This is a genomic window from Pseudarthrobacter sp. 05T312, from assembly GCF_056396685.1.
Map to the genome: position 1 here is coordinate 46279 of NZ_JBFTLY010000017.1, position 18976 is coordinate 65254.

Sequence of the window (18976 nt, forward strand, 5' to 3'; positions counted from 1 at the left end):
TTCCCCTGCCTGTGGTGTGGAACACCTAACCTCAACTTAGACCAATGAGGCCGGGCTACCGGCCATAGCCTGCCCGGCAGGCGAGCCATTCCACAGGAAGTGAACCCCATGAGTGCATCTGCAGGAGCCACTATCGACGCCGTGGTGGATCAGGTGGACGTTGTGGCGGACCAGGTCGTTTCCCTGGTCCTGCGACGGGCCGATGGCCAGCCGTTCCAGCCCTGGCAGCCCGGCGCTCACATCGATGTCCACGTGGGCGATGGCCTTATTCGCCAGTACTCCCTGTGTTCCTCGCCTGACGAGCTGGACCACCTGCGCATCGGTGTGCTGCACGTGCCGGATTCCCGTGGCGGATCAAAAGCAGTGCACGCCCTGTTGGCGGGCACGCCCCTGACCATTTCCGAACCCCGCAACAACTTTCCGCTGCGCGAGTCGCGGCGCTACCTCTTTATCGCCGGCGGCATTGGCATCACCCCGCTCATTCCCATGCTGGAAGCGGCCCAGGCTGCAGGCAAGGAATGGACCCTGATCTACGGCGGCCGGAGCCGGAACACCATGGCCTTCGCGCAGCAGCTGGAGGACCTGTACGGGACTGACCGGATCAGGATCATCGCCGAGGACGAAGCCGGCCGGCTCGACCTGGACCAGATTCTTGGCATGCCGCGGGCGCACATGCTGGTGTACGCGTGCGGACCCGGCGGCCTGCTCGGCGCGGTGGAGGAACGCTGCATGGGCTGGCCGCCGGGCGCCCTGCATACGGAGCGTTTCGTCGCCTCCACACTGGGTGCCGCCGCCGCCAACGCCCCGTTCGAGGTGGAGCTGGCCCGGACCGGGACCACCGTCACCGTGCCGAATGACAAGACCATCCTCGAAGCGGTGGAGGAAGTGGGCGTGCGCGTCCTGTCCTCCTGCCGCGGCGGCCTGTGCGGCACTTGCGAAACCCAGATCATTGCGGGTGAGCCGGAACACCGTGACGCAGTGCTCACCCAGGAGGACCGGGATGCGGGCGAAATCATGCTGGTCTGCGTCTCGCGGGCGGCCGCGGGATGTCCGCGGCTCGTCCTGGACCTCTAGCCACAACCTCTTCCCTGCCAAGTTCCGTCCCCAGGAGTGTTTCCCATGACCGTTACCACCCACGACGCCAATGTGTTGGACGAGGATCCGTTCGACACCGCAAACCTCCTGGACCCCTATCCGTTCCTGAGCCGGCTCCGCGTCGCCGGAGCCGTGTCCTACCTGGAGAGTACGGGCAGCTACGCCGTGGCCGGGTACCAGGAGGTCTACGAGGTCCTGACCGACTTCGAAACCTATATCTCCTCCGGCGGCCTGGGCCCGCGGGACATCCGCAAGGACTCGGGCTGGCGTCCGCCGAGCATCCTGGAATCGGACCCGCCCATTCACACCGTCATGCGCCGCGCCCTGACCGGCGTCATCAACCCCGGCACGGTGCGTGCCCTCCGCGAGCCGTTCACGCCGCCTGCCGTGGAGCTGACGGAGCAGCTTGCCCGCCGCAACCGGTTCGACGCCATTACGGACCTCGCCGAAAAGTACCCCCTCCGTGTCTTCCCCGACGCGGTTGGGATTCCCGACGTCGGACGTGAACACCTGCTGCCGTACGGCAACATGGTGTTCAACGCGTTCGGTCCGGAGAACTACATCTTCAAGCAGGCCTTCGCACAGGGCGACGAGCACGCCGCCGCGGTGATGCGGAACTGCCAGCGCGAAAACCTGGACGACACCGGGTTCGGTGCCCAGATCTGGAAGCGCGTGGAGGACGGGCTGATCACCGAGCAGCAAGCCACGCTCCTGGTCCGCGCCCTGCTGTCCGCCGGCGTGGACACCACCATCTTCGGCATCGGCAACACGCTCTCCGTGCTGGCGCGCTACCCGGAAGCCTGGGCCCAGCTGCGGGAAAACCCGAAGATGGCGAAGTTTGCCGTGGATGAGGCGCTGCGCCTGGAATCGCCGTTCCAAAAGTTCCACCGGACCGTCGCGGTGGACACCGTCCTGGGCGGAGTACATATCCCTGCCGGGGCCAAGGTCCTGGTTTTCCTCGGCGCCGCGAACCGTGACCCGCGCAAGTGGGGTGAGAACGCTGATGACTTCGATCTCAACCGCAATGCATCGGGCCACGTCGCGTTCGGGATGGGCCTGCACCAGTGTGTGGGGCAGCCGATCGCCCGGCTCGAAATGGAAATTGTGCTGCAGCAGCTGCTGGAGCGGGTGGCCACCATCGAACCTGACGGCGCCCCGGTGCCCATCCTGCACAACGTGCTCCGCGGGTTCGAGTCCCTCCCGGTGCGGGTCACGGCCGCATAGGCAGGACCTTCCGGGAGGCCGGGTGCCTCCCGGGGGTGTCTCCTTCCCCGGATAGCGCTTGCCCGTTGACGTAACGCACGTCACCTTCTATATTGGATGAATCGATTCAAGAGCTGTCGCCCGATCCCCTCTCCGGGGGTTGCGGCGCGGACACCGCCAAAGCCTCAGCTGCCACCAGCGGTCCGGTTCCTTGCCAATGAAGACGAAGGACATAAGCACCATGAGCACCACCCCAACCCGCGTCGTACAGGCTGGCCAGGAAGGCGGAACCGGTCCCCGGGATCCGCGGAAAGCGGCGATGAGCGGCTGGATTGGAAGTGCCCTTGAGTACTACGATTTCGCGCTGTATTCGCTGGCCGCCACGCTCATCTTTCCCACCATCTTCTTCCCCGCAGAGAACCCGACCGTTGGGATCATTGCTTCCCTTGCTACCTACGCGGTGGGTTACGTCTCCCGCCCGGTGGGCGCCGTCGTCCTGGGGGCCTACGGGGACCGGCACGGTCGCAAGAAAGTGCTCGTCTTCGCCATGCTGCTCATGGGCTTCGCGACTTTCGCCGTCGGGCTCCTGCCAACGTACGGGCAGGTGGGGCTTCTCGCCCCCGCCCTGCTGGTGATCCTCCGCCTGATCCAGGGCTTCGCGGTGGCCGGCGAACTGGGGGGTGCCAGCGCGATGATCGTCGAACACTCGCCGGATGCCCGGCGCGGATTCTTCGCCAGCTTCAGCCTCCAGGGCACGCAGGTGGGGTCAATCCTGGCCACCGCCGTCCTGCTGCCGCTCGCCGCCCTCCTCCCGGCTGACCAGTTCGGTGCCTGGGGCTGGCGCATCCCGTTCCTGCTCAGCGCCGTCGTCATCTTTGCCGGGTACCTCATCCGCCGCCGGGTGACCGAACCTCCTGCGTACGCCGCGCAGTCCGGAGCGGCCCAGGTCCAGCAGCGCTTCCCGCTCGTTGAACTTCTTCGCACCCGCCCCGGCGTCCTGGTCCGCTGCATCCTCATGACGTTTACCAATGTCATCGGCATGGCCACGCTGATCTTCGGCGTCTCCTACGCCACGCAGAAGGGTTACGGCAACGGCTTCTCCAGCAGCGAATTCCTGTGGGTGACGCTGGTGGCCAATGTCGCGGCCGTGGTGACCATCCCGGTTTTCGGCGCTCTCTCGGACAGGATCGGCCGGCGCATGCTCATGGCGGCCGGCGGCGTCATCGGTGGCGTCCTGGTGACCGGATACCTCTGGGCAATCGAGCAGGGGAGCCTGCCGCTGGTCTTTGTCTGCGTGGTGATCGTGCAGGGCATCTTCTTCCAGATGTGGAACGCCACGTTCGCCACGTTCTTCCAGGAGCAGTTCCCCATGCGGATCCGGGTGACCGGCTTCGCGGTGTCGCAGAACATTGGACTCATGATCGCGTCGTTCTTCCCGAGCATTTTCACGGCGATCGCCCCTCCGGGCTCCGCGAACATCCCGCTGACCATCGGGCTGACTACGCTCGGCATCTGCCTGGTCTCGGCCGTGGCCACCCTGATGTCCTCCGACACCAGGGGTACGTCCCTGGCAGACCTGGAGGGACGGAAGGCCTGACTGTCCCCGTCCTGGCGTCACGCCGGGCAGGCTTTCAGGCAGCGCACGACGGCGGGTCCCCGGGTTTCCGGGGGCTTCCCCGCCCCAGGTGGGCCGAAAGCGTGCCGTGCGTGACGCCGTCGTCCGCCCACCACCCGGTTCCACTGGGCAGAAGCCGCCCGTTGCCCGTGGGCACGATGCCGGGCAGGCTGTAGGAATGACGAAGCTGCAGCCCGCCGCCAACCACTCAGGCCTCGACGCCGCCGCTGTTGCCTCCGGGATCGAGCCGAACCCGGCCGGGGTCATCGCGCTGGACCCGGTGCTGGCAGGGATCTGGGACCTCGCCGCACCGTACCTGCAGGTCCGGGACAACGACGCCCACACCCTCTACGCCTTCGGCCTGGCCCGCGCCCTGCTGGACGCCCACCCGGAGGCGGACGCCGCGGTGGTGCTTCCCGCCATCCTGTTGCACGACGTCGGCTGGTCACAGGTCCCGCCCGGCGATGTCCTGGCCGCCATTGCGCCGGGCGGCGGCAGGCCGGACCTGGTGCTGCTGCACGAAAAGGAGGGGGCGCGCCTGGCCGCGGACATCCTCGCCGAGTGCCGTTACGACCACACCAGGATCCCCGCCATCCTGGGCATCATCGACGGCCACGATTCCCGGCGGGAGGCCCTCTCCATCGAGGACGCCATCGTCAAGGACGCGGACAAGACCTGGCGCCTCAGCCCGCACGGCATCGACACCGTCATGGACTGGTTCGGACTGGACCGCGGGCAGGCCCTCCGGCTCTGTTCCCAGCGCGTGCACGGCCACCTGTTCACTGCCGAGGCGCAGGCCATGGCGCGGGCGCTGTCAGCCCTGGAATCGGTCACCCTCTGGCCGCAACGGCAACGCCTGCTTGGCTGACCTGGAAACCGGCGCGGCCCGGAGCCGTTCCCGCGCTTAGACTCAATCCGGACGCTGCCGGCACCGTGGGCCCAGCGCCAGGAGCGAGGAGGCCCCCATGGCCGGCGGCAGCCGCGACCCCGGACGCACCGTGACGTCCAAAGTACTGTCCATCCTGGAAGCCTTCGAGACCGCCCGCGGCGCCCTGAGCCTGACCGACATTGCAGACAAATCCGGGCTCCCGCTCAGCACCGCGCACCGCCTGGTGAATGAACTGACCGACTGGGGATTCCTCTCGCGCGAACCCAACGGCCGCTACCAGCTGGGCATCCGGCTGTGGGAGCTCGCGCAGAACACCGGCCGCCAGCTGCGCGATGCCGCCCACCCCTACATCCAGGACCTGTTCTCGCTGACCGGAGAGACGGCACACCTGGCCATCCGGGCCGGCAATGAGGTCCTCTACATCGACCGGGTCTACGGCTCCAAGCGCGTGCCCCGCGCCTCCCGGGTGGGCGGCCGCCTGCCCATGCACGCCACCGCCGTCGGGAAAGTCATCCTGGCGTTCGAAGACGACTGGGTGCGCGACGCCTACCTTCACCGGGACCTGGAACGCGCCACCGCCCACACCCACATCGACCCGCAAAGATTCACCGCCGAGCTGGTGGACATCCACGCGCAGGGCTACGCCACCACCCTCGAGGAAGTGCGGCTTGGCTCCTGTTCCATCGCGGTCCCGGTGTTCCATACCGGCCGGATCGGCGCCGCGATCGGCCTGGTGCTGCCCACCGCACAGGCATCCACGATGACCAGGTACCTCCCCGTCCTCAAGGGCATTTCAGCCCAAATCGAAAAGGCCACCGCGCGGATCCCCCTGGAGACATTGATCGGCGTCCACAAAGGTCCGCGCTTCTGACGTTCGATTCCGTCCAGTGGAAGCCGGCGCTGTCCCCGCCCGGTGATGTGGACCACACTGGTCACTAAGAAACCCCCGCCGCCCCGAGGCGCCGGGCGGAGCCAAGTCACCAGGAGTCAACATGTCATCGTCGACAGAAACGGCTGGCCGTTGTCCTTTCGGGTACGGCGCCGAAGCCCCCGCCGGGCACCACGGCTACGAACCCTTCCAGATGAAGGATCCCTTCACCGCCTACGCAGAGCTCCGGGCCGAGCAGCCCGTGATGTTCGATGAGCGCACCGGCCTGTACGTCGTCTCCCGGTACGACGACATCAAAGCCGTCTTCGAGGACTGGGAAACGTTCTCCAGCGAGAACGCCCAGGCCCCGGTCCGGGAACGCGGACCCGCCGCGAAAAAGATCATGGAAGAGGGCGGCTTCACCGCCTACTCCGGCCTGTCCGCGCGCCGTCCGCCGGAGCACACCCGCATCCGCGCCGTAGTGCAGAAAGCCTTCACGCCCCGCCGCTACAAGGCGCTGGAACCGTTCATCCGGCAGAACGTGGTGGACCTGCTCGAAAAGATGCTGTCCCGCGAAGAGCGCCGCGGGGACCTGGTCAAGGACCTGGCCTACGACGTTCCCACGATCACCATCCTCACCCTGATCGGGGCCGACGTTTCCCAGGTGGACACGTTCAAGCGCTGGTCGGACTCCCGCGCCGCCATGACCTGGGGCGACCTCAGCGACGAACAGCAGATCCCGCACGCCCACAACCTGGTGGAGTACTGGCAGGAATGCCTGCGACTGGTCCGGGCGGCCCACGAACAGGGCGGCGACAACCTCACCGCAGACCTGGTCAAGGCCCAGCAGGACGGCGCCGAAATCTCGGACCACGAGATCGCCTCGGTCCTCTACAGCCTGCTCTTCGCCGGGCACGAGACCACCACCACCCTCATCTCCAACGCCCTGCGCGAGCTCCTGGCCCGTCCGGAGCAGTGGGAGCAGCTGGTGGCGGATCCCAAGAAGATCCCCGCCGCCATCGACGAGGTCCTCCGCTACGCCGGCTCCATCGTCGGATGGCGGCGCAAAGCCCTCAAGGACACCGAGGTGGGCGGAGTACCCATCCAGGAGGGCTCGCAGCTGCTGCTCCTGATGGGCTCGGCCAACCGCGATGAAACCAAGTTCACCGACGGCGGGGACTTCGACATCACCCGGCCGAACGCCCGCGAGCACCTCTCCTTCGGGTTCGGCATCCACTACTGCCTGGGCAACATGCTCGCCAAGCTGCAGGCAAAAATCGCGCTCGAGGAAGTGGCCCGGCTCGCCCCCCGGCTGCAGCTCGACGCCCCCGGGGACATCGCCTTCCGCGAAAACCTCTCCTTCCGTGTTCCCGAGACCGTTCCTGTCACCTGGGAGGCCTAAACACCATGCAAAGCAACGATTATGTCCAGTTCTTCGACGGCGGCATCGAGCCGAAGCTTGAAAACCTCGGCGGCAAGGGAGCGTCCCTGGTTACCATGACCTCCGCCGGCATGCCCGTTCCGCCCGGCTTCGTCGTCACCACCGCCCAGTTCGATGCCTTCATGGACGAAGCCGGCATCACGGCGAAGATCCACGAACTGCTCGCCGGCCTGGACCCAAAGGACACCCGGCAGGTGGACCAGGTGTCCGCGGCCATCCGCGAGGACATCTGCTCCCGCCCCGTGCCCGAAGAACTGCGCAGCATGACCATCGCCGCCTACCAATCCCTGATGGGACGCTTCGACGCCCCTGTCCCCGTGGCAGTGCGCTCCAGCGCCACCGCCGAGGACCTTCCGGACGCGTCCTTCGCCGGGCAGCAGGACACCTACCTCTGGCTGGACGGGGTCAAGGCAGTCACCGACCACATCCGCCAGTGCTGGGCTTCGCTCTACACCTCCCGCGCCATCATCTACCGGCTCAAGAACAGCATCCCCAACGAAGGCCTCTCCATGGCCGTCGTGGTGCAGAAGATGGTCAACTCGAAGGTCTCCGGCGTGGCGATCACCATGGACCCCACCAACGGCGACCGGTCCAAGATCACCATCGATTCCTCCTACGGCGTGGGCGAGATGGTGGTCTCCGGCCAGGTCACCCCGGACAACATCGTGCTGGACAAGGTGACCCTCGCCGTCGTCACCGAACACCTGGGCGACAAGCACGCCGAACTGGTCCCGGACGCCGGCGCCAAGGGCCTGGTGGAACGCGAGGTCGACGACGAACGCCGGGGCCGCCGCAGCCTCACCGACGCCGAGCTCACCGCCGTCGCCCAGATGGCCAAGCGGGCCGAGAAGCACTACAAGTGCCCCCAGGACATTGAGTGGGCCCTCGACGCGGATCTCCCCGACGGCGAAAACCTGCTCCTCCTGCAGTCCCGGCCGGAGACGGTCCACTCCTCCAAGCCCGCACCGGTGACCGCACCCCAGCCCGTCGTCACCGGCGGCTACTTCTCCGGACTGAGCACCCCCGCGCTCAAACCGACTGCCTGACCCCCATCCGAGGCTTCACCCCCACCAAGGCTCACCGCCGAGCCCTCCTGAAAGGACCGCCATGTCCATGAAGTCGTTCCCCAAGCCCTCCGAACTGCCGGTTCCCGCCGGGGCCGAAGGCTGGGAAAAGATCTACCCCTACTACCTGGTGTTCCAGGACAAGCTCAAGGAGCGGGAGGACGCCAAGTTCTGGTTCTGCGACAGCCAGCACTGGCCCACCGTGTTCAAGCCCTTCGAGACCATCGGCGGCGAATTCGCGGTCAAGTGCCTGGGCCAGTACAACGCCCGGCACCTCATGATCCCCAACGCCAACGGCATCGAGTTCCGCATCCACCTGGGATACCTCTACATGTCCCCCATTCCCGTCCCGGAGGACCAGATCGCCGACCGCGTGCCGCTGTTCGAGCAGCGCGTCGGCCACTACTTCCAGAACTGGGAGCAGCTGCTCAAGGACTGGCACGTCAAGGTCAAGGGCACCATCGCCGAGATGGAAACCATCTCTTTCCCCAAGCTGCCGGACATGGTCCCGCTCGAGGACATCACCTCCGGCAAGGGCAAAGACGGCTCCGAGAAGCTTCTGGAAAGCTACGACCGGCTCATCCAGCTGGCCTACCAGAACTGGCAGTACCACTTCGAGTTCCTCAACCTGGGTTACATCGCCTACCTGGACTTCTTCAACTTCTGCAAGCAGGTCTTCCCCAACATCCCGGACCAGTCGATCGCCAGCATGGTTCAGGGCGTGGACATGGAACTGTTCCGCCCCGATGACGAGCTCAAGCAGCTCGCCAAGCTCGCCGTCGAGCTGGGCCTGCAGCCCCACTTTGGAAACACGGACGACGTCGAGGCTACTTTGGGTGCCATCGCCGCCGCCCCGGGCGGGGACCGCTGGCTGGCCCAGTACGAAGGTGCCAAGGACCCGTGGTTCAACTTCACCGTGGGCAACGGCTTCTACGGCCACGACAAGTACTGGAACGTGAACCAGGAAATCCCGCTGGGCTACATCGCCGACTACATCCGGCGCGTGGACGAAGGCCAGGAGATCATGCGTCCCGTCGAGGCCCTCATCGCCGAACGCGACCGCATCATCGAGGAATACCGGGACCTCCTCGAAGGCGACAACCAGGCAGTCTTCGACGCCAAGCGCGGCCTCGCCGCCACCGCCTACCCCTACGTGGAGAACCACAACTTCTACATCGAGCACTGGACCATGGGCGTCTTCTGGCGCAAGATCCGCGAACTCTCCCGCATGATGCATGCCGAGGGTTTCTGGACCCAGCCGGACGACCTGCTCTACCTGGGCCGCAATGAGGTCCGCGACGCCCTCTTCGACCTGGTCACCGGCTGGGGCGTGGGCGCCAAGCCCATAGGCCCCGACTACTGGCCCGAGGAGATCGAACGCCGCCGCGGCATCGTGGACGCCCTCAAGACCGCCCGCCCCGCGCCGGCCCTGAACACCCCGCCGGCCTCCATCACCGAACCCTTCACCAGGATGCTCTGGGGCATCACCACCGAGCAGGTCCAGCAGTGGCTGGGAGCGGGCGAAGAAGTGGAAGGCGGCGGACTCCGCGGCATGGCCGCCTCGCCCGGCGTGGTGGAAGGCCTGGCCCGTGTGGTCACTGACGCCGACCAGCTCTCCGAGGTTCAGCAGGGCGAGATCCTGGTGGCTACGGTGACGGCGCCCTCCTGGGGACCTATCTTCGGCAAGATCAGCGCAACCGTCACGGACATCGGCGGCATGATGAGCCACGCCGCGATCGTGTGCCGTGAATACGGACTGCCGGCCGTGACCGGAACGGGCTCCGGGTCAACCACCATCAAGACCGGCCAGCGGCTGCGGGTGGACGGCACCAAGGGCACGGTCCAGATCCTGGACGCCGAGGACGACCTTGTGGTTGCCGGCCCCGGCGCCCACAGCCACAGCCATGTCTGATCTGGACATGCCCTCAGGAGAATATTCCACTGAGGGCATGAATGAAAGAACGGTCCTCATCACGGGAGCCGCCGGCGGGCTGGGAAGGGCGTTTGCGCTCGGCTTCGCCGGCCGCGGCTACCGAGTGGCGGTGGCCGACATCAACCTCGAAGGTGCTGAGCAGACCGCCAAGCTGGTCCGGGAAGCCGGCGCCCGCGCCGCTGCCTTCGCCGCCGACGTGACCGACCTGGACTCCACGGAGCAGCTCGCCGCAAGCTGCGCGGAGTTCGGAAACGGGCGCATCGACGTCGTCCTCAACAACGCGGCGGTCTACGCGGGGGTGACCCGCAGCCGCTTCGAGGACATCGATCCGGCCGAGTGGGACCTGGTGATGAACGTCAACCTCAAGGGACCCTGGCTGGTGACCCGCGCCGCGAGCCCCTACCTGGCCGAAGGCGGCCGCGTCATCAACCTCTCCAGCGCCACGATCTTCAGCGGCTCCGAGCAATGGGCGCACTACGTCGCCTCCAAGGGCGGGGTGGTGGCACTCACCCGGGTCATGGCCAAGGAACTGGGCCGACGGGGGATCACGGTGAACGCCATCGCCCCGGGGTTCACGCTCACCGAAGCCAGCTACGGGCTCATGGAAAACGCCGAGAACTACGGCGTGGACCGCGGGGCCATCAAGCGCGCCAGCCAGCCCGAGGACATCGTGGGCGCCGCCCTGTTCCTCGCCGGGCCGGACAGCTCCTACTACACCGGCCAGACCATGGTGGTGGACGGCGGCCGGCAGTTCATCTGACCGGCCACCCCCGCCACCACCCAACCAACTTCAACCAAGGAGGACCACAATGCCAACGGTTCACTTCACCGACGCAGAAGGCACCGTCCGGGACGTCGAAGGCAATGCAGGCGATTCGGTCATGGAAACCGCGGTGCGCAACGGCGTCCCCGGCATCGTGGCCGAATGCGGCGGCTCGCTGTCCTGCGCCACCTGCCACGTCTTCGTCCGCGAGGACTGCGCTTCGCAACTTCCTCCCATGGAGGACATGGAGGACGAGATGCTCTACGGCACCGCCGTGGACCGTGAGGACAACTCCCGGCTGTCCTGCCAGCTCCGCCTGACCGAGGAGCTCGAACTGTTCGTCACCACCCCCGAAACCCAGGTGTAGCCATGGGAACGCAGGCAGTGGAGCAGGAAGCCGGAACGGCCACGGTCCCCACCAGGACCGGGCTCCTGATCATCGGCGCCAGCCAGTCCGGCGTGCAGCTGGCCGTATCGCTCCGGGCGCTCGGCTTCGACGAACACATCACCCTGCTGGGGGACGAGGACCACCGGCCCTACCAGCGGCCGGCGCTGTCCAAGGAGTTCCTGCAGGGCACCGTGGAAAGCGAATCCCTCATCTTCCGGTCCAACGACTACTGGGCCGAGCACAACGTGGACCTGGTCAAAGGCGAATACATCGTCCGGATCGACAAGGAAGCGGACGGCTCCGGAGTGGCACATGCGTCCTCGGGCCGGGAGTTTCCGTTCAAGCGGCTGGCCCTCACTGTAGGCGCCCGCGCCCGGAAACTGGAGATCGAGGGCAGCGGCCTGGACGGTGTGCTCTACCTCCGCAACGCCGACGACGCCCTGGCCCTGAAGGCAAGAGTGGGCGACGCCACGGATGTGGTGGTGATCGGCGGCGGGTTCATCGGCCTCGAGGCCGCGTCCAGCCTGCAGAAGATGGGGAAAAATGTCACCGTGCTCGAGTTCGGGCCGCGGCTGGTGGGCAGGGCCGTCGGGGAGGAAACCGCCGAATACTTCCTGCAGGCCCACCGCTCCCGCGGCCTCGACATCCGGCTCAACACCAGTGCGGCGCGCTTCACCGCTGACGACGGCGGCACCCGGGTTGCCGCCGTCGAGCTCCAGGACGGGACGGTACAGCCGGCACAGATCGTCCTGATCGGCATCGGTGTCATTCCCAACACCCAACTGGCGGAACAGCTGGGCCTGGCCGTGGACAACGGCGTGGTGGTGGACCGGTTCGCGCTGGCCTCCGACGGCACCACGGTGGCGGTGGGGGACGTCGCCAACATGCCCAACCCCGTTCCCGGCTCCGAGCCCGGGGAACGGATCCGGCTGGAAAGCGTCAACAACGCCATCGAGCACGCCAAGGTGGCCGCGTATTCCCTGACCGGACGGCGCGAGGAGTACGCCGGAATCCCGTGGTTCTGGTCCAACCAGGCGGACCTCAAGCTGCAGATCGCCGGCCTGTGCAACGGCTACGACCGGACGGTGGTCCGGAACGACCGGGAACGCGGAAAATTCAGCGTCCTCTACTACCGCCAGGGCCGCATCATCGCCGCGGACTGCGTCAACGCGCCGCTGGACTTCATGGCCGTCAAGAACGCGCTCGCCAAGGGCCTCAACATTCCGGCCGAGGCCGCCGCTGACCCCGGCACCCAACTCAAGACCATCACCACGGACAGCTAGCCGCCAGGCCAGCCAACCCGAAGGAGCATTATGAGCACCCCCAAGACGCCGTTTGCCCCGGCGGAGCCCGGCATTGCCGCCGGCAGCGCCCCCGGCACCGCACCGGACACGGGCGACGCCCTGGCCGATGCCTTCGCCGCCGAATACAGCGTCCGCCCCATCCCCGCCGCAGGACCCGTGGACACCACTCCCATTGCCGGCACCCCCGCGGCCCTGGACTCGCTCGACGCGCTCTGGAAGGCCGTGGTCCACGAGACCCGGACCCGCGGCAACGACATCCACCTGCCCATCTCCCTTGCCTTCGCCGAACGGCTGTGCCGCGCCTACCCGGAGGCGGATGCGGAACTGGTGCGGGTGGCCACGCTGCTGCATGACACCGGCTGGGCCCACGTGGATGAGTCCCGGATCCTCTCGGAAGGGTTCACGGGGGACTGGCGCAAGGCCACCATCCGCTATGAGCACGAAAAGCAGGGCTGCGACGTGGCCCGCCGGGTCCTTCCCGGCCTGGGCTATGCCCCCAGATTCGTGGAGCAGGTCTGCGCAATCATCGACGGCCACGACACCAGGCCCGTGGCCCGCTCCCTCGAGGACGCGCTGATGCGTGACGCCGACAGGCTATGGCGGTTCGACCACGCCGGCATCGCCCTGGCCTCTTCCTGGTTCGGCATGGATCCCGCCACTTACACGGACCGGCTGGCTGCCGAGATCATCCCCGAGCTCATCACCGGGGCCGCCCTCGAGATGGCCACCGCGGACCTAGCCAGGTCCAACGCCCTGCTGAAGACGGCGGTAATCCGATGACCTCCGCCACGCATGACGCACCGGCGGGCGCACCGGCCCTGGCCACGCGGTCCGGCCTGGCCCTGCCGCACACCCACGTGGACACCATCTACGTCGACGGCGCCTGGCAGCCCTCCCGGGGCACCGGCCGGAACCCGGTGACCGACCCCGCCACCGGCGAAGTCTGGGGCTCGGTCCCCGACGGCACGCCGGAGGACGTGGACGCTGCCGTCGGCTCCGCCCAACAGGCTTTCGACGGCGAATGGCCCCGGCTGGCGCCGTCCGAGCGGGCCGCCTACCTGCTCCGGATCGCCGATGAAGTGGTGAAGCGCGCCGACGAACTCTCCCTGACCAATTCCCGGGAGAACGGATCCCCGGTGGCCGAATCCTCAGGCGCCGCCGCCAACGCCGCCGGGATCCTGCGCTACTTCGCCACCCTGGCCGGATACCTGGAACAGGAGGACGTCCGTCCCTTCCCCCGCGGCGGCGGCGAATCCGTGGTGCGGCGCGATCCCCTGGGCGTCTGCGCCCTGATCGCCCCGTGGAACTTTCCCATCAACCTGGTGATGATCAAGCTGGCACCGGCGCTGCTGGCCGGCTGCACCGTGGTGATCAAACCGGCGTCGCCTACCCCGCTGTCCATCCGGGTCATTATCGATGCCATCGCCGCAGCAGGCGTCCCCGCCGGCGTCGTCAACCTGGTCACCGGCTCCGGCCGGCTGGGCGACGTCCTGGTCAAGCACCCCGGGGTGGCCAAGGTGGCATTCACCGGCTCCACGCCCGTGGGCCGGAAGATCGCCGCCGCCTGCGGTGAGCTGCTGCGCCCGGTCACGCTGGAGCTGGGCGGCAAGTCCAGCGCGATCGTGCTGCCGGACGCGGACCTGGACGCCATGTCCCGGGTGCTGGTCAAGTCCTCCATGCGCAACACCGGCCAGACCTGCTACATCTCCACCCGCATCCTGGCCCCGGCCAGCCGGTACGACGAGGTGGTGGACATGGTCACGGCCACCATCGCCGCCGGGAAGCAGGGCGACCCCCTGGATCCGGACACGGTGTTTGGCCCCTGCGCCACCGAAGCGCAGTACCGGACGGTCATGGAATACGTCGAGTCCGGGCTGGCTGAAGGTGCCCGGGCCACCACCGGAGGACGCGCTGCGTCGCTGGCCGGAGGGCTGGAGGACGGCTACTTCATTGAGCCCACGGTGTTCGCTGACGTCACCCCGGACATGCGGATAGCCCGGGAGGAGATCTTCGGGCCGGTGATCACCATCCTCAAATACAACGACGCCGGCGGCAGCGTCGAGGAGGCAGTGGCACTGGCGAACAACACCGAGTTCGGACTGGGCGGCCTGGTGTTTGGCCGGGACGAGGACGCCGCGCTCGCCGTGGCGGACCGGATGGACACGGGATCGGTGGGACTGAACTTCTTCGCCTCCAACCACTCCGCCCCGTTCGGCGGCCGGCACGACTCCGGGCTGGGCACCGAGTACGGGATCGAGGGCCTCAACGCCTACCTGAGCTACAAGTCCATCCACCGGAAACGGTAGGGGCCCGTCCGGCCGGGCGCCTGCTACGGCAGCCGCGAGGGCCGGAGGACGCTCGCCTCGCCTGCCTGAGCAGGGTCCAGCGGCACCGGGCTGACCAGCACGGCAGGACCCCTATGCAGGAATCCGCTGGAGACGGCCCGGCAGCGGATACCCCCGCGGCCGCGCATGGCCGGATGGGCGCCGGGGGCGAGCATTTCGTTCATCCACGCGCAGGGCTGGGCGTGCCGGCCGCCGTGCAGGGTCACCGAGGAGCCGCCGGATTCCAGCACGAAGTCATGCCCCAGCAGCGGCGCCAGCTGGGCTCCGCGCAGCACCACGTTCCGGCGGGTCAGCAGCGGATCGAACGGCGCCGCGCCCAACTCTGCGGCGATGGCTTCAAGGGATTCGACGGCGAACAGGGTCACCGCAGCATCCATGTGCGCGGCGTTGCCGAAGAACCGGTCGCCCGCGATGCCCTTGCCGGCCACCACTTCAGCCTGCGGAGCATCAGTGGTGGGAACGTTGGCGGCGCCGTCACGGGCTCGGCCAAAGTAAGCATGCGCGGGGGATACCAGCAGGTGCAGGATCTCGACGTCGTACCGGAACTTTTCGGGCATACGGCCAGCGTAGGCCAGCCCGGCATTGAAATCCTGCCGCCGGATGGAAGGATCAGGAACCATGAAGACCTCACCGGCCGGCCAAGCCAGTGCGCCGCCCAGGAAACGGACGGCCCTGTTCTGGGCATCAGTGGCTTGCGCTACCGCCCTGATGGGGGTTGCGCTGTGGATGCTGGCAGGCAACCCCGCCGTTCTGGGCGGCCACCCGCTGCTGCCGGGCATCCTGCTGGCCGCTGCCGCCACTGGTGTTGGCTGGGCAGTCCTGCTCTGGCGCCGCCGCGATGTCCCCCGGCCCCGCGCGCGGGTGCGCGCCATCGGCGCGTGGGCCGGCAGGCTGGCCGTCCTGGCGGTTGCCGCCGGGCTCGCCTGGCTCAACCCCTTCGCCTACCAGCCGGGGCCGACGGCGGAGGCCGGACCGGCGTCGGACCTCACCGTCAGCGAAACCAGCACCGCCATCACCATGTCGCCCGAGGGGGCCAGGACCACCAGGGGGCTGGTCTTCTACCCGGGCGCGCGCGTGGATGCCCGGGCCTACCAGGACGTCCTGGGCCCCGTGGTGGGCGCCGGGTACCGGGTGGTTATCCTGAAGGAGCCGCTCGGGCTCAGCCTGCTGGACGGCAACCAGGCCCGCAGTGCCATCCAGGACAACCCGGACATCACCAGCTGGGCGGTGGGCGGCCACTCCCTGGGTGGGGTGGCGGCCTCATCATTCGCCCTCCACAACACGGACATTTCCGGGCTGGTCCTGTATGCCTCCTACCCGGTGGAATCGCTGCGGGGACGGGCTGGCCTGGCAGTGCTGTCCGTCTCCGGGACCAAGGATGGCCTCAGCACGCCGGAGAAGATCCAGGCCTCCAGGGACCTCCTGCCGGCGGACACCGAGTTCATCGCCGTGCAGGGCGGAGTGCACGCTTTCTTCGGTGACTACGGCGCACAACCGGGCGACGGCGACCCCGGCATCAGCCGCGGCGGCGCCCAGCAGCAGATTGGCACCGCCACCGTCAGCTTCCTGGGTCAGCTGCCGGGCAGCCGCTGACGCAGCGTCCCAAGCAGGGGCCAGCCGTCCGCTTTATGCCCCGACGTAGGCCGCCAGATGCTGGCCGGTGAGCGTGGCCCGGCCGGCCACCAGGTCAGCCGGGGTGCCCTCGAAGACAATCCTGCCGCCGTCGTGCCCTGCCCCCGGTCCGATGTCGATGATCCAGTCGCCGTGCGCCATCACCGCCTGGTGGTGCTCGATGACGATGACGGACTTCCCGGAGTCGACCAGCCGGTCCAGGAGCCCCAGCAGCTGTTCCACGTCCGCCAGGTGCAAACCCACCGTGGGCTCATCAAGGATGTAGACATCCCCGGACTCAGCCATCTGGGTGGCCAGCTTCAGCCGCTGGCGCTCGCCGCCGGACAGGGTGGTCAGCGGCTGGCCCAGTGAAATGTAGCCCAGGCCCACATCCGCCAGGCGTTCCAGGACCTTGTGCGCGGCGGGCGTTTTGGCGTCACCCTCGGCAAAGTAGGCCAATGCCGCGTCCACGGACATGTCCAGGACGTCCGCAATGTTCTGGCCGCCCAGGGTGTATTCGAGGACGGCGGGCTGGAAGCGGCGGCCCTCGCAGTCTTCGCAGGTGGACTCCACGGTGGCCATGACGCCCAGTTCGGTGAAGATCACCCCGGCGCCGTTGCAGGTGGGGCAGGCGCCCTCGGAATTCGAGCTGAACAGTGCCGGCTTCACGCCGTTGGCCTTGGCGAACGCCTTCCGGATGGGCTCCAGCAGCCCCGTGTAGGTGGCCGGATTGCTCCGCCGTGAGCCCTTAATAGCCCCCTGGTCGATGACGACCACGCCTTCGCGCTTTGCCAGCGAGCCGTGGATGAGGGAGCTCTTGCCGGACCCGGCCACGCCCGTCACTACGCAGAGCACGCCCAGCGGCACATCAACGTCGACGTCCTGCAGGTTGTTGGTCGACGCGCCACGGACCTCCAGGGCGCCCGTGGCGTTCCGGAAGGAATCCTTCAGGCGGGCGCGGTCGTCCAGGTGCCGGCCGGTGATGGTGCCGCTGGAACGCAGCCCGTCCACATCGCCCTCGTACACGATCTCGCCGCCGGCGGTGCCGGCCTTGGGACCGAGGTCGACGACGTGGTCGGCGATGGCGATCATCTCCGGTTTGTGCTCCACCACCAGGACGGTGTTGCCTTTGTCCCGCAGCTGCAGCAGGAGCGTGTTCATCCGTTCGATGTCGTGCGGGTGCAGGCCGATGCTCGGCTCATCGAAAACGTAAGTGACATCGGTCAGGGAGGAGCCCAGGTGCCGGATCATCTTGGTCCGCTGCGCCTCGCCCCCGGAGAGGGTACCCGCCGGCCGGTCCAGCGACAGGTAGCCCAGGCCGATCTCGGCGAACGAATCCAGCAGGTCCCGCAGCCCGGCGAGCAGCGGCCGGACTGATGGTTCGTCCAGGCCGCGGACCCACTGCGCCAGGTCGCTGATCTGCATGGTGCACAGGTCCGCGATGTTCTTGCCGTTGATCCGCGAGTTGAGCACCTCCGGCGTGAGCCGCGTTCCGCCGCAGTCCGGGCAGGTGGCGAACGTGACGGCACGCTCCACGAACCGCTTCACATGCGGCTGCATGGCCTCCACGTCCTTGGAGAGCATGGACTTCTGGATCTTGGGGATTACGCCCTCGAACGTGAGGTTGACGCCTTCCACCTTGATCTTGGTGGGCTCGGCGTACAGCATCGTGTCCAGCTGCTTGGCCGTGAATTTGGCGATGGGCTTGTCCATGGGCAGGCCCATGCCCTCGAAGAGGCGGCCGTACCAGCCATCCATGGAGTAGCCGGGAACGGTGAGCGCGCCTTCGGAAAGGGACTTCGAGTCGTCGTACAGGGCGGTCCGGTCGATGTCGCTGATGTTCCCCATGCCCTCGCAGCGCGGGCACATGCCGCCCAGGTAGGTCACCTGGCGGACCACGTTCTTTTCCACCCGGCCGCCCTTCTCGGTGCTCATGATGCCGCTGGCCTTGCGGGTGGGCACGTTGAAGGAGAATGCGGTGGGCGGCCCGACATACGGCTTCCCCAGCCGGCTGAAGAGGATACGGAGCATGGCGTTGGCGTCGGTGGCTGTGCCCACGGTGGAGCGCGGGTTGGCCCCCATACGCTCCTGGTCCACGATGATGGCCGTGGTCAGGCCTTCCAGCCGGTCCACGTCAGGCCTGGCCAGGCTGGGCATGAACCCCTGGACGAAGGCGCTGTAGGTTTCGTTGATCATCCGCTGTGATTCGGCGGCGATGGTGGCGAACACCAGGGAACTCTTCCCTGAGCCGGAGACGCCCGTGAACGCGGTCAGGCGGCGTTTGGGCAGCTCCAGGCTCACGTCCTTCAGGTTGTTTTCCCGTGCGCCCTGCACCCGGATCAGGTCGTGGCTGTCGGCAACGTGCGCCGCCTGGGTGGTTTCCGTATCTGCTTCCGTGCTCAAGGTGTCCCCCTTCTTCCTGGAGCGGCGCCGAAGCGGAGCTGCGCTGGCAGCCCC

The 18976-nt window shown here is 67.6% G+C and carries 16 protein-coding genes; 14 read left to right on the forward strand and 2 right to left on the reverse strand.

Annotated elements, in window-relative coordinates:
* Positions 1-108 precede the first annotated feature (108 nt).
* The 13 genes from AC1DIP_RS17625 to AC1DIP_RS17685 all read left to right on the forward strand — a co-directional run bounded on the left by AC1DIP_RS17625 (position 109) and on the right by AC1DIP_RS17685 (position 14869).
* Complete coding sequence (locus AC1DIP_RS17625) at positions 109-1074, forward strand: PDR/VanB family oxidoreductase (RefSeq protein ID WP_477734521.1); 966 nt, start codon at positions 109-111, stop codon at positions 1072-1074.
* A gap of 45 nt (positions 1075-1119) precedes the next feature.
* Positions 1120-2319, forward strand: a complete 1200-nt coding sequence (locus AC1DIP_RS17630; RefSeq protein ID WP_477734522.1) for a cytochrome P450 — start codon at positions 1120-1122, stop codon at positions 2317-2319.
* 220 nt (positions 2320-2539) lie between these two features.
* Entirely contained in the window at positions 2540-3895 is a 1356-nt protein-coding gene (locus tag AC1DIP_RS17635; protein WP_477734523.1) for an MFS transporter, read from the forward strand.
* 196 nt (positions 3896-4091) lie between these two features.
* Positions 4092-4781: an HD domain-containing protein gene (locus AC1DIP_RS17640; RefSeq protein ID WP_477734524.1), complete on the forward strand. Its 690-nt coding sequence runs from the start codon at positions 4092-4094 to the stop codon at positions 4779-4781.
* Between the two features lie 97 nt (positions 4782-4878).
* Positions 4879-5673 carry an IclR family transcriptional regulator gene (locus AC1DIP_RS17645; RefSeq protein ID WP_477734525.1) on the forward strand — a complete coding sequence of 265 codons (795 nt, stop codon included), beginning with the start codon at positions 4879-4881 and terminating at the stop codon, positions 5671-5673.
* A 121-nt stretch (positions 5674-5794) separates the two neighbouring features.
* Positions 5795-7072 carry a cytochrome P450 gene (locus AC1DIP_RS17650; protein ID WP_476208318.1) on the forward strand — a complete coding sequence of 426 codons (1278 nt, stop codon included), beginning with the start codon at positions 5795-5797 and terminating at the stop codon, positions 7070-7072.
* A gap of 5 nt (positions 7073-7077) precedes the next feature.
* A complete protein-coding gene (locus AC1DIP_RS17655) occupies positions 7078-8157 on the forward strand; it encodes a PEP/pyruvate-binding domain-containing protein (RefSeq protein WP_476208319.1) in 1080 nt (359 codons plus the stop codon).
* A 67-nt stretch (positions 8158-8224) separates the two neighbouring features.
* Positions 8225-10087: a PEP-utilizing enzyme gene (locus AC1DIP_RS17660; protein ID WP_477734526.1), complete on the forward strand. Its 1863-nt coding sequence runs from the start codon at positions 8225-8227 to the stop codon at positions 10085-10087.
* 37 nt (positions 10088-10124) lie between these two features.
* Positions 10125-10868, forward strand: a complete 744-nt coding sequence (locus AC1DIP_RS17665; protein WP_476208323.1) for an SDR family oxidoreductase — start codon at positions 10125-10127, stop codon at positions 10866-10868.
* 49 nt (positions 10869-10917) lie between these two features.
* Positions 10918-11238: a 2Fe-2S iron-sulfur cluster-binding protein gene (locus tag AC1DIP_RS17670; protein WP_286400767.1), complete on the forward strand. Its 321-nt coding sequence runs from the start codon at positions 10918-10920 to the stop codon at positions 11236-11238.
* 2 nt (positions 11239-11240) lie between these two features.
* Positions 11241-12542 carry an NAD(P)/FAD-dependent oxidoreductase gene (locus AC1DIP_RS17675; protein ID WP_477734527.1) on the forward strand — a complete coding sequence of 434 codons (1302 nt, stop codon included), beginning with the start codon at positions 11241-11243 and terminating at the stop codon, positions 12540-12542.
* Between the two features lie 30 nt (positions 12543-12572).
* Positions 12573-13343 (forward strand): HD domain-containing protein, encoded by a 771-nt coding sequence (locus AC1DIP_RS17680; RefSeq protein ID WP_477734528.1) that lies wholly within the window; start codon positions 12573-12575, stop codon positions 13341-13343.
* On the forward strand, positions 13340-14869 hold the full coding sequence (locus AC1DIP_RS17685; RefSeq protein ID WP_477734529.1) for an aldehyde dehydrogenase family protein: 1530 nt from the start codon (positions 13340-13342) through the stop codon (positions 14867-14869). Before AC1DIP_RS17680 ends, AC1DIP_RS17685 begins: the two co-directional genes overlap by 4 nt.
* A 23-nt stretch (positions 14870-14892) precedes the next feature.
* On the opposite strand, the gene AC1DIP_RS17690 is transcribed toward AC1DIP_RS17685, so the two are convergent.
* Positions 14893-15465 (reverse strand): MOSC domain-containing protein, encoded by a 573-nt coding sequence (locus AC1DIP_RS17690; RefSeq protein ID WP_477734530.1) that lies wholly within the window; start codon positions 15463-15465, stop codon positions 14893-14895.
* A gap of 61 nt (positions 15466-15526) precedes the next feature.
* On the opposite strand from AC1DIP_RS17690, the gene AC1DIP_RS17695 reads away from it, so the two are divergent.
* Positions 15527-16501 (forward strand): alpha/beta hydrolase, encoded by a 975-nt coding sequence (locus AC1DIP_RS17695; RefSeq protein WP_477734531.1) that lies wholly within the window; start codon positions 15527-15529, stop codon positions 16499-16501.
* Positions 16502-16534: 33 nt separating this feature from the next.
* On the opposite strand, the gene AC1DIP_RS17700 is transcribed toward AC1DIP_RS17695, so the two are convergent.
* Positions 16535-18922: an ATP-binding cassette domain-containing protein gene (locus tag AC1DIP_RS17700; protein ID WP_477734532.1), complete on the reverse strand. Its 2388-nt coding sequence runs from the start codon at positions 18920-18922 to the stop codon at positions 16535-16537.
* Positions 18923-18976 lie beyond the last annotated feature (54 nt).

Bases quoted from the DNA above. Each gene is read 5' to 3' on its own strand.
- AC1DIP_RS17630 (WP_477734522.1), top strand. From the start codon at position 1,120: ATGACCGTTACCACCCACGACGCCAATGTGTTGGACGAGGATCCGTTC.
- AC1DIP_RS17625 (WP_477734521.1), top strand. From the start codon at position 109: ATGAGTGCATCTGCAGGAGCCACTATCGACGCCGTGGTGGATCAGGTG.
- AC1DIP_RS17635 (WP_477734523.1), top strand. From the start codon at position 2,540: ATGAGCACCACCCCAACCCGCGTCGTACAGGCTGGCCAGGAAGGCGGA.
- AC1DIP_RS17680 (WP_477734528.1), top strand. From the start codon at position 12,573: ATGAGCACCCCCAAGACGCCGTTTGCCCCGGCGGAGCCCGGCATTGCC.
- AC1DIP_RS17675 (WP_477734527.1), top strand. From the start codon at position 11,241: ATGGGAACGCAGGCAGTGGAGCAGGAAGCCGGAACGGCCACGGTCCCC.
- AC1DIP_RS17695 (WP_477734531.1), top strand. From the start codon at position 15,527: ATGAAGACCTCACCGGCCGGCCAAGCCAGTGCGCCGCCCAGGAAACGG.
- AC1DIP_RS17665 (WP_476208323.1), top strand. From the start codon at position 10,125: ATGAATGAAAGAACGGTCCTCATCACGGGAGCCGCCGGCGGGCTGGGA.
- AC1DIP_RS17670 (WP_286400767.1), top strand. From the start codon at position 10,918: ATGCCAACGGTTCACTTCACCGACGCAGAAGGCACCGTCCGGGACGTC.
- AC1DIP_RS17645 (WP_477734525.1), top strand. From the start codon at position 4,879: ATGGCCGGCGGCAGCCGCGACCCCGGACGCACCGTGACGTCCAAAGTA.
- AC1DIP_RS17655 (WP_476208319.1), top strand. From the start codon at position 7,078: ATGCAAAGCAACGATTATGTCCAGTTCTTCGACGGCGGCATCGAGCCG.
- AC1DIP_RS17660 (WP_477734526.1), top strand. From the start codon at position 8,225: ATGAAGTCGTTCCCCAAGCCCTCCGAACTGCCGGTTCCCGCCGGGGCC.
- AC1DIP_RS17685 (WP_477734529.1), top strand. From the start codon at position 13,340: ATGACCTCCGCCACGCATGACGCACCGGCGGGCGCACCGGCCCTGGCC.
- AC1DIP_RS17640 (WP_477734524.1), top strand. From the start codon at position 4,092: ATGACGAAGCTGCAGCCCGCCGCCAACCACTCAGGCCTCGACGCCGCC.
- AC1DIP_RS17690 (WP_477734530.1), bottom strand. From the start codon at position 15,465: ATGCCCGAAAAGTTCCGGTACGACGTCGAGATCCTGCACCTGCTGGTA.
- AC1DIP_RS17650 (WP_476208318.1), top strand. From the start codon at position 5,795: ATGTCATCGTCGACAGAAACGGCTGGCCGTTGTCCTTTCGGGTACGGC.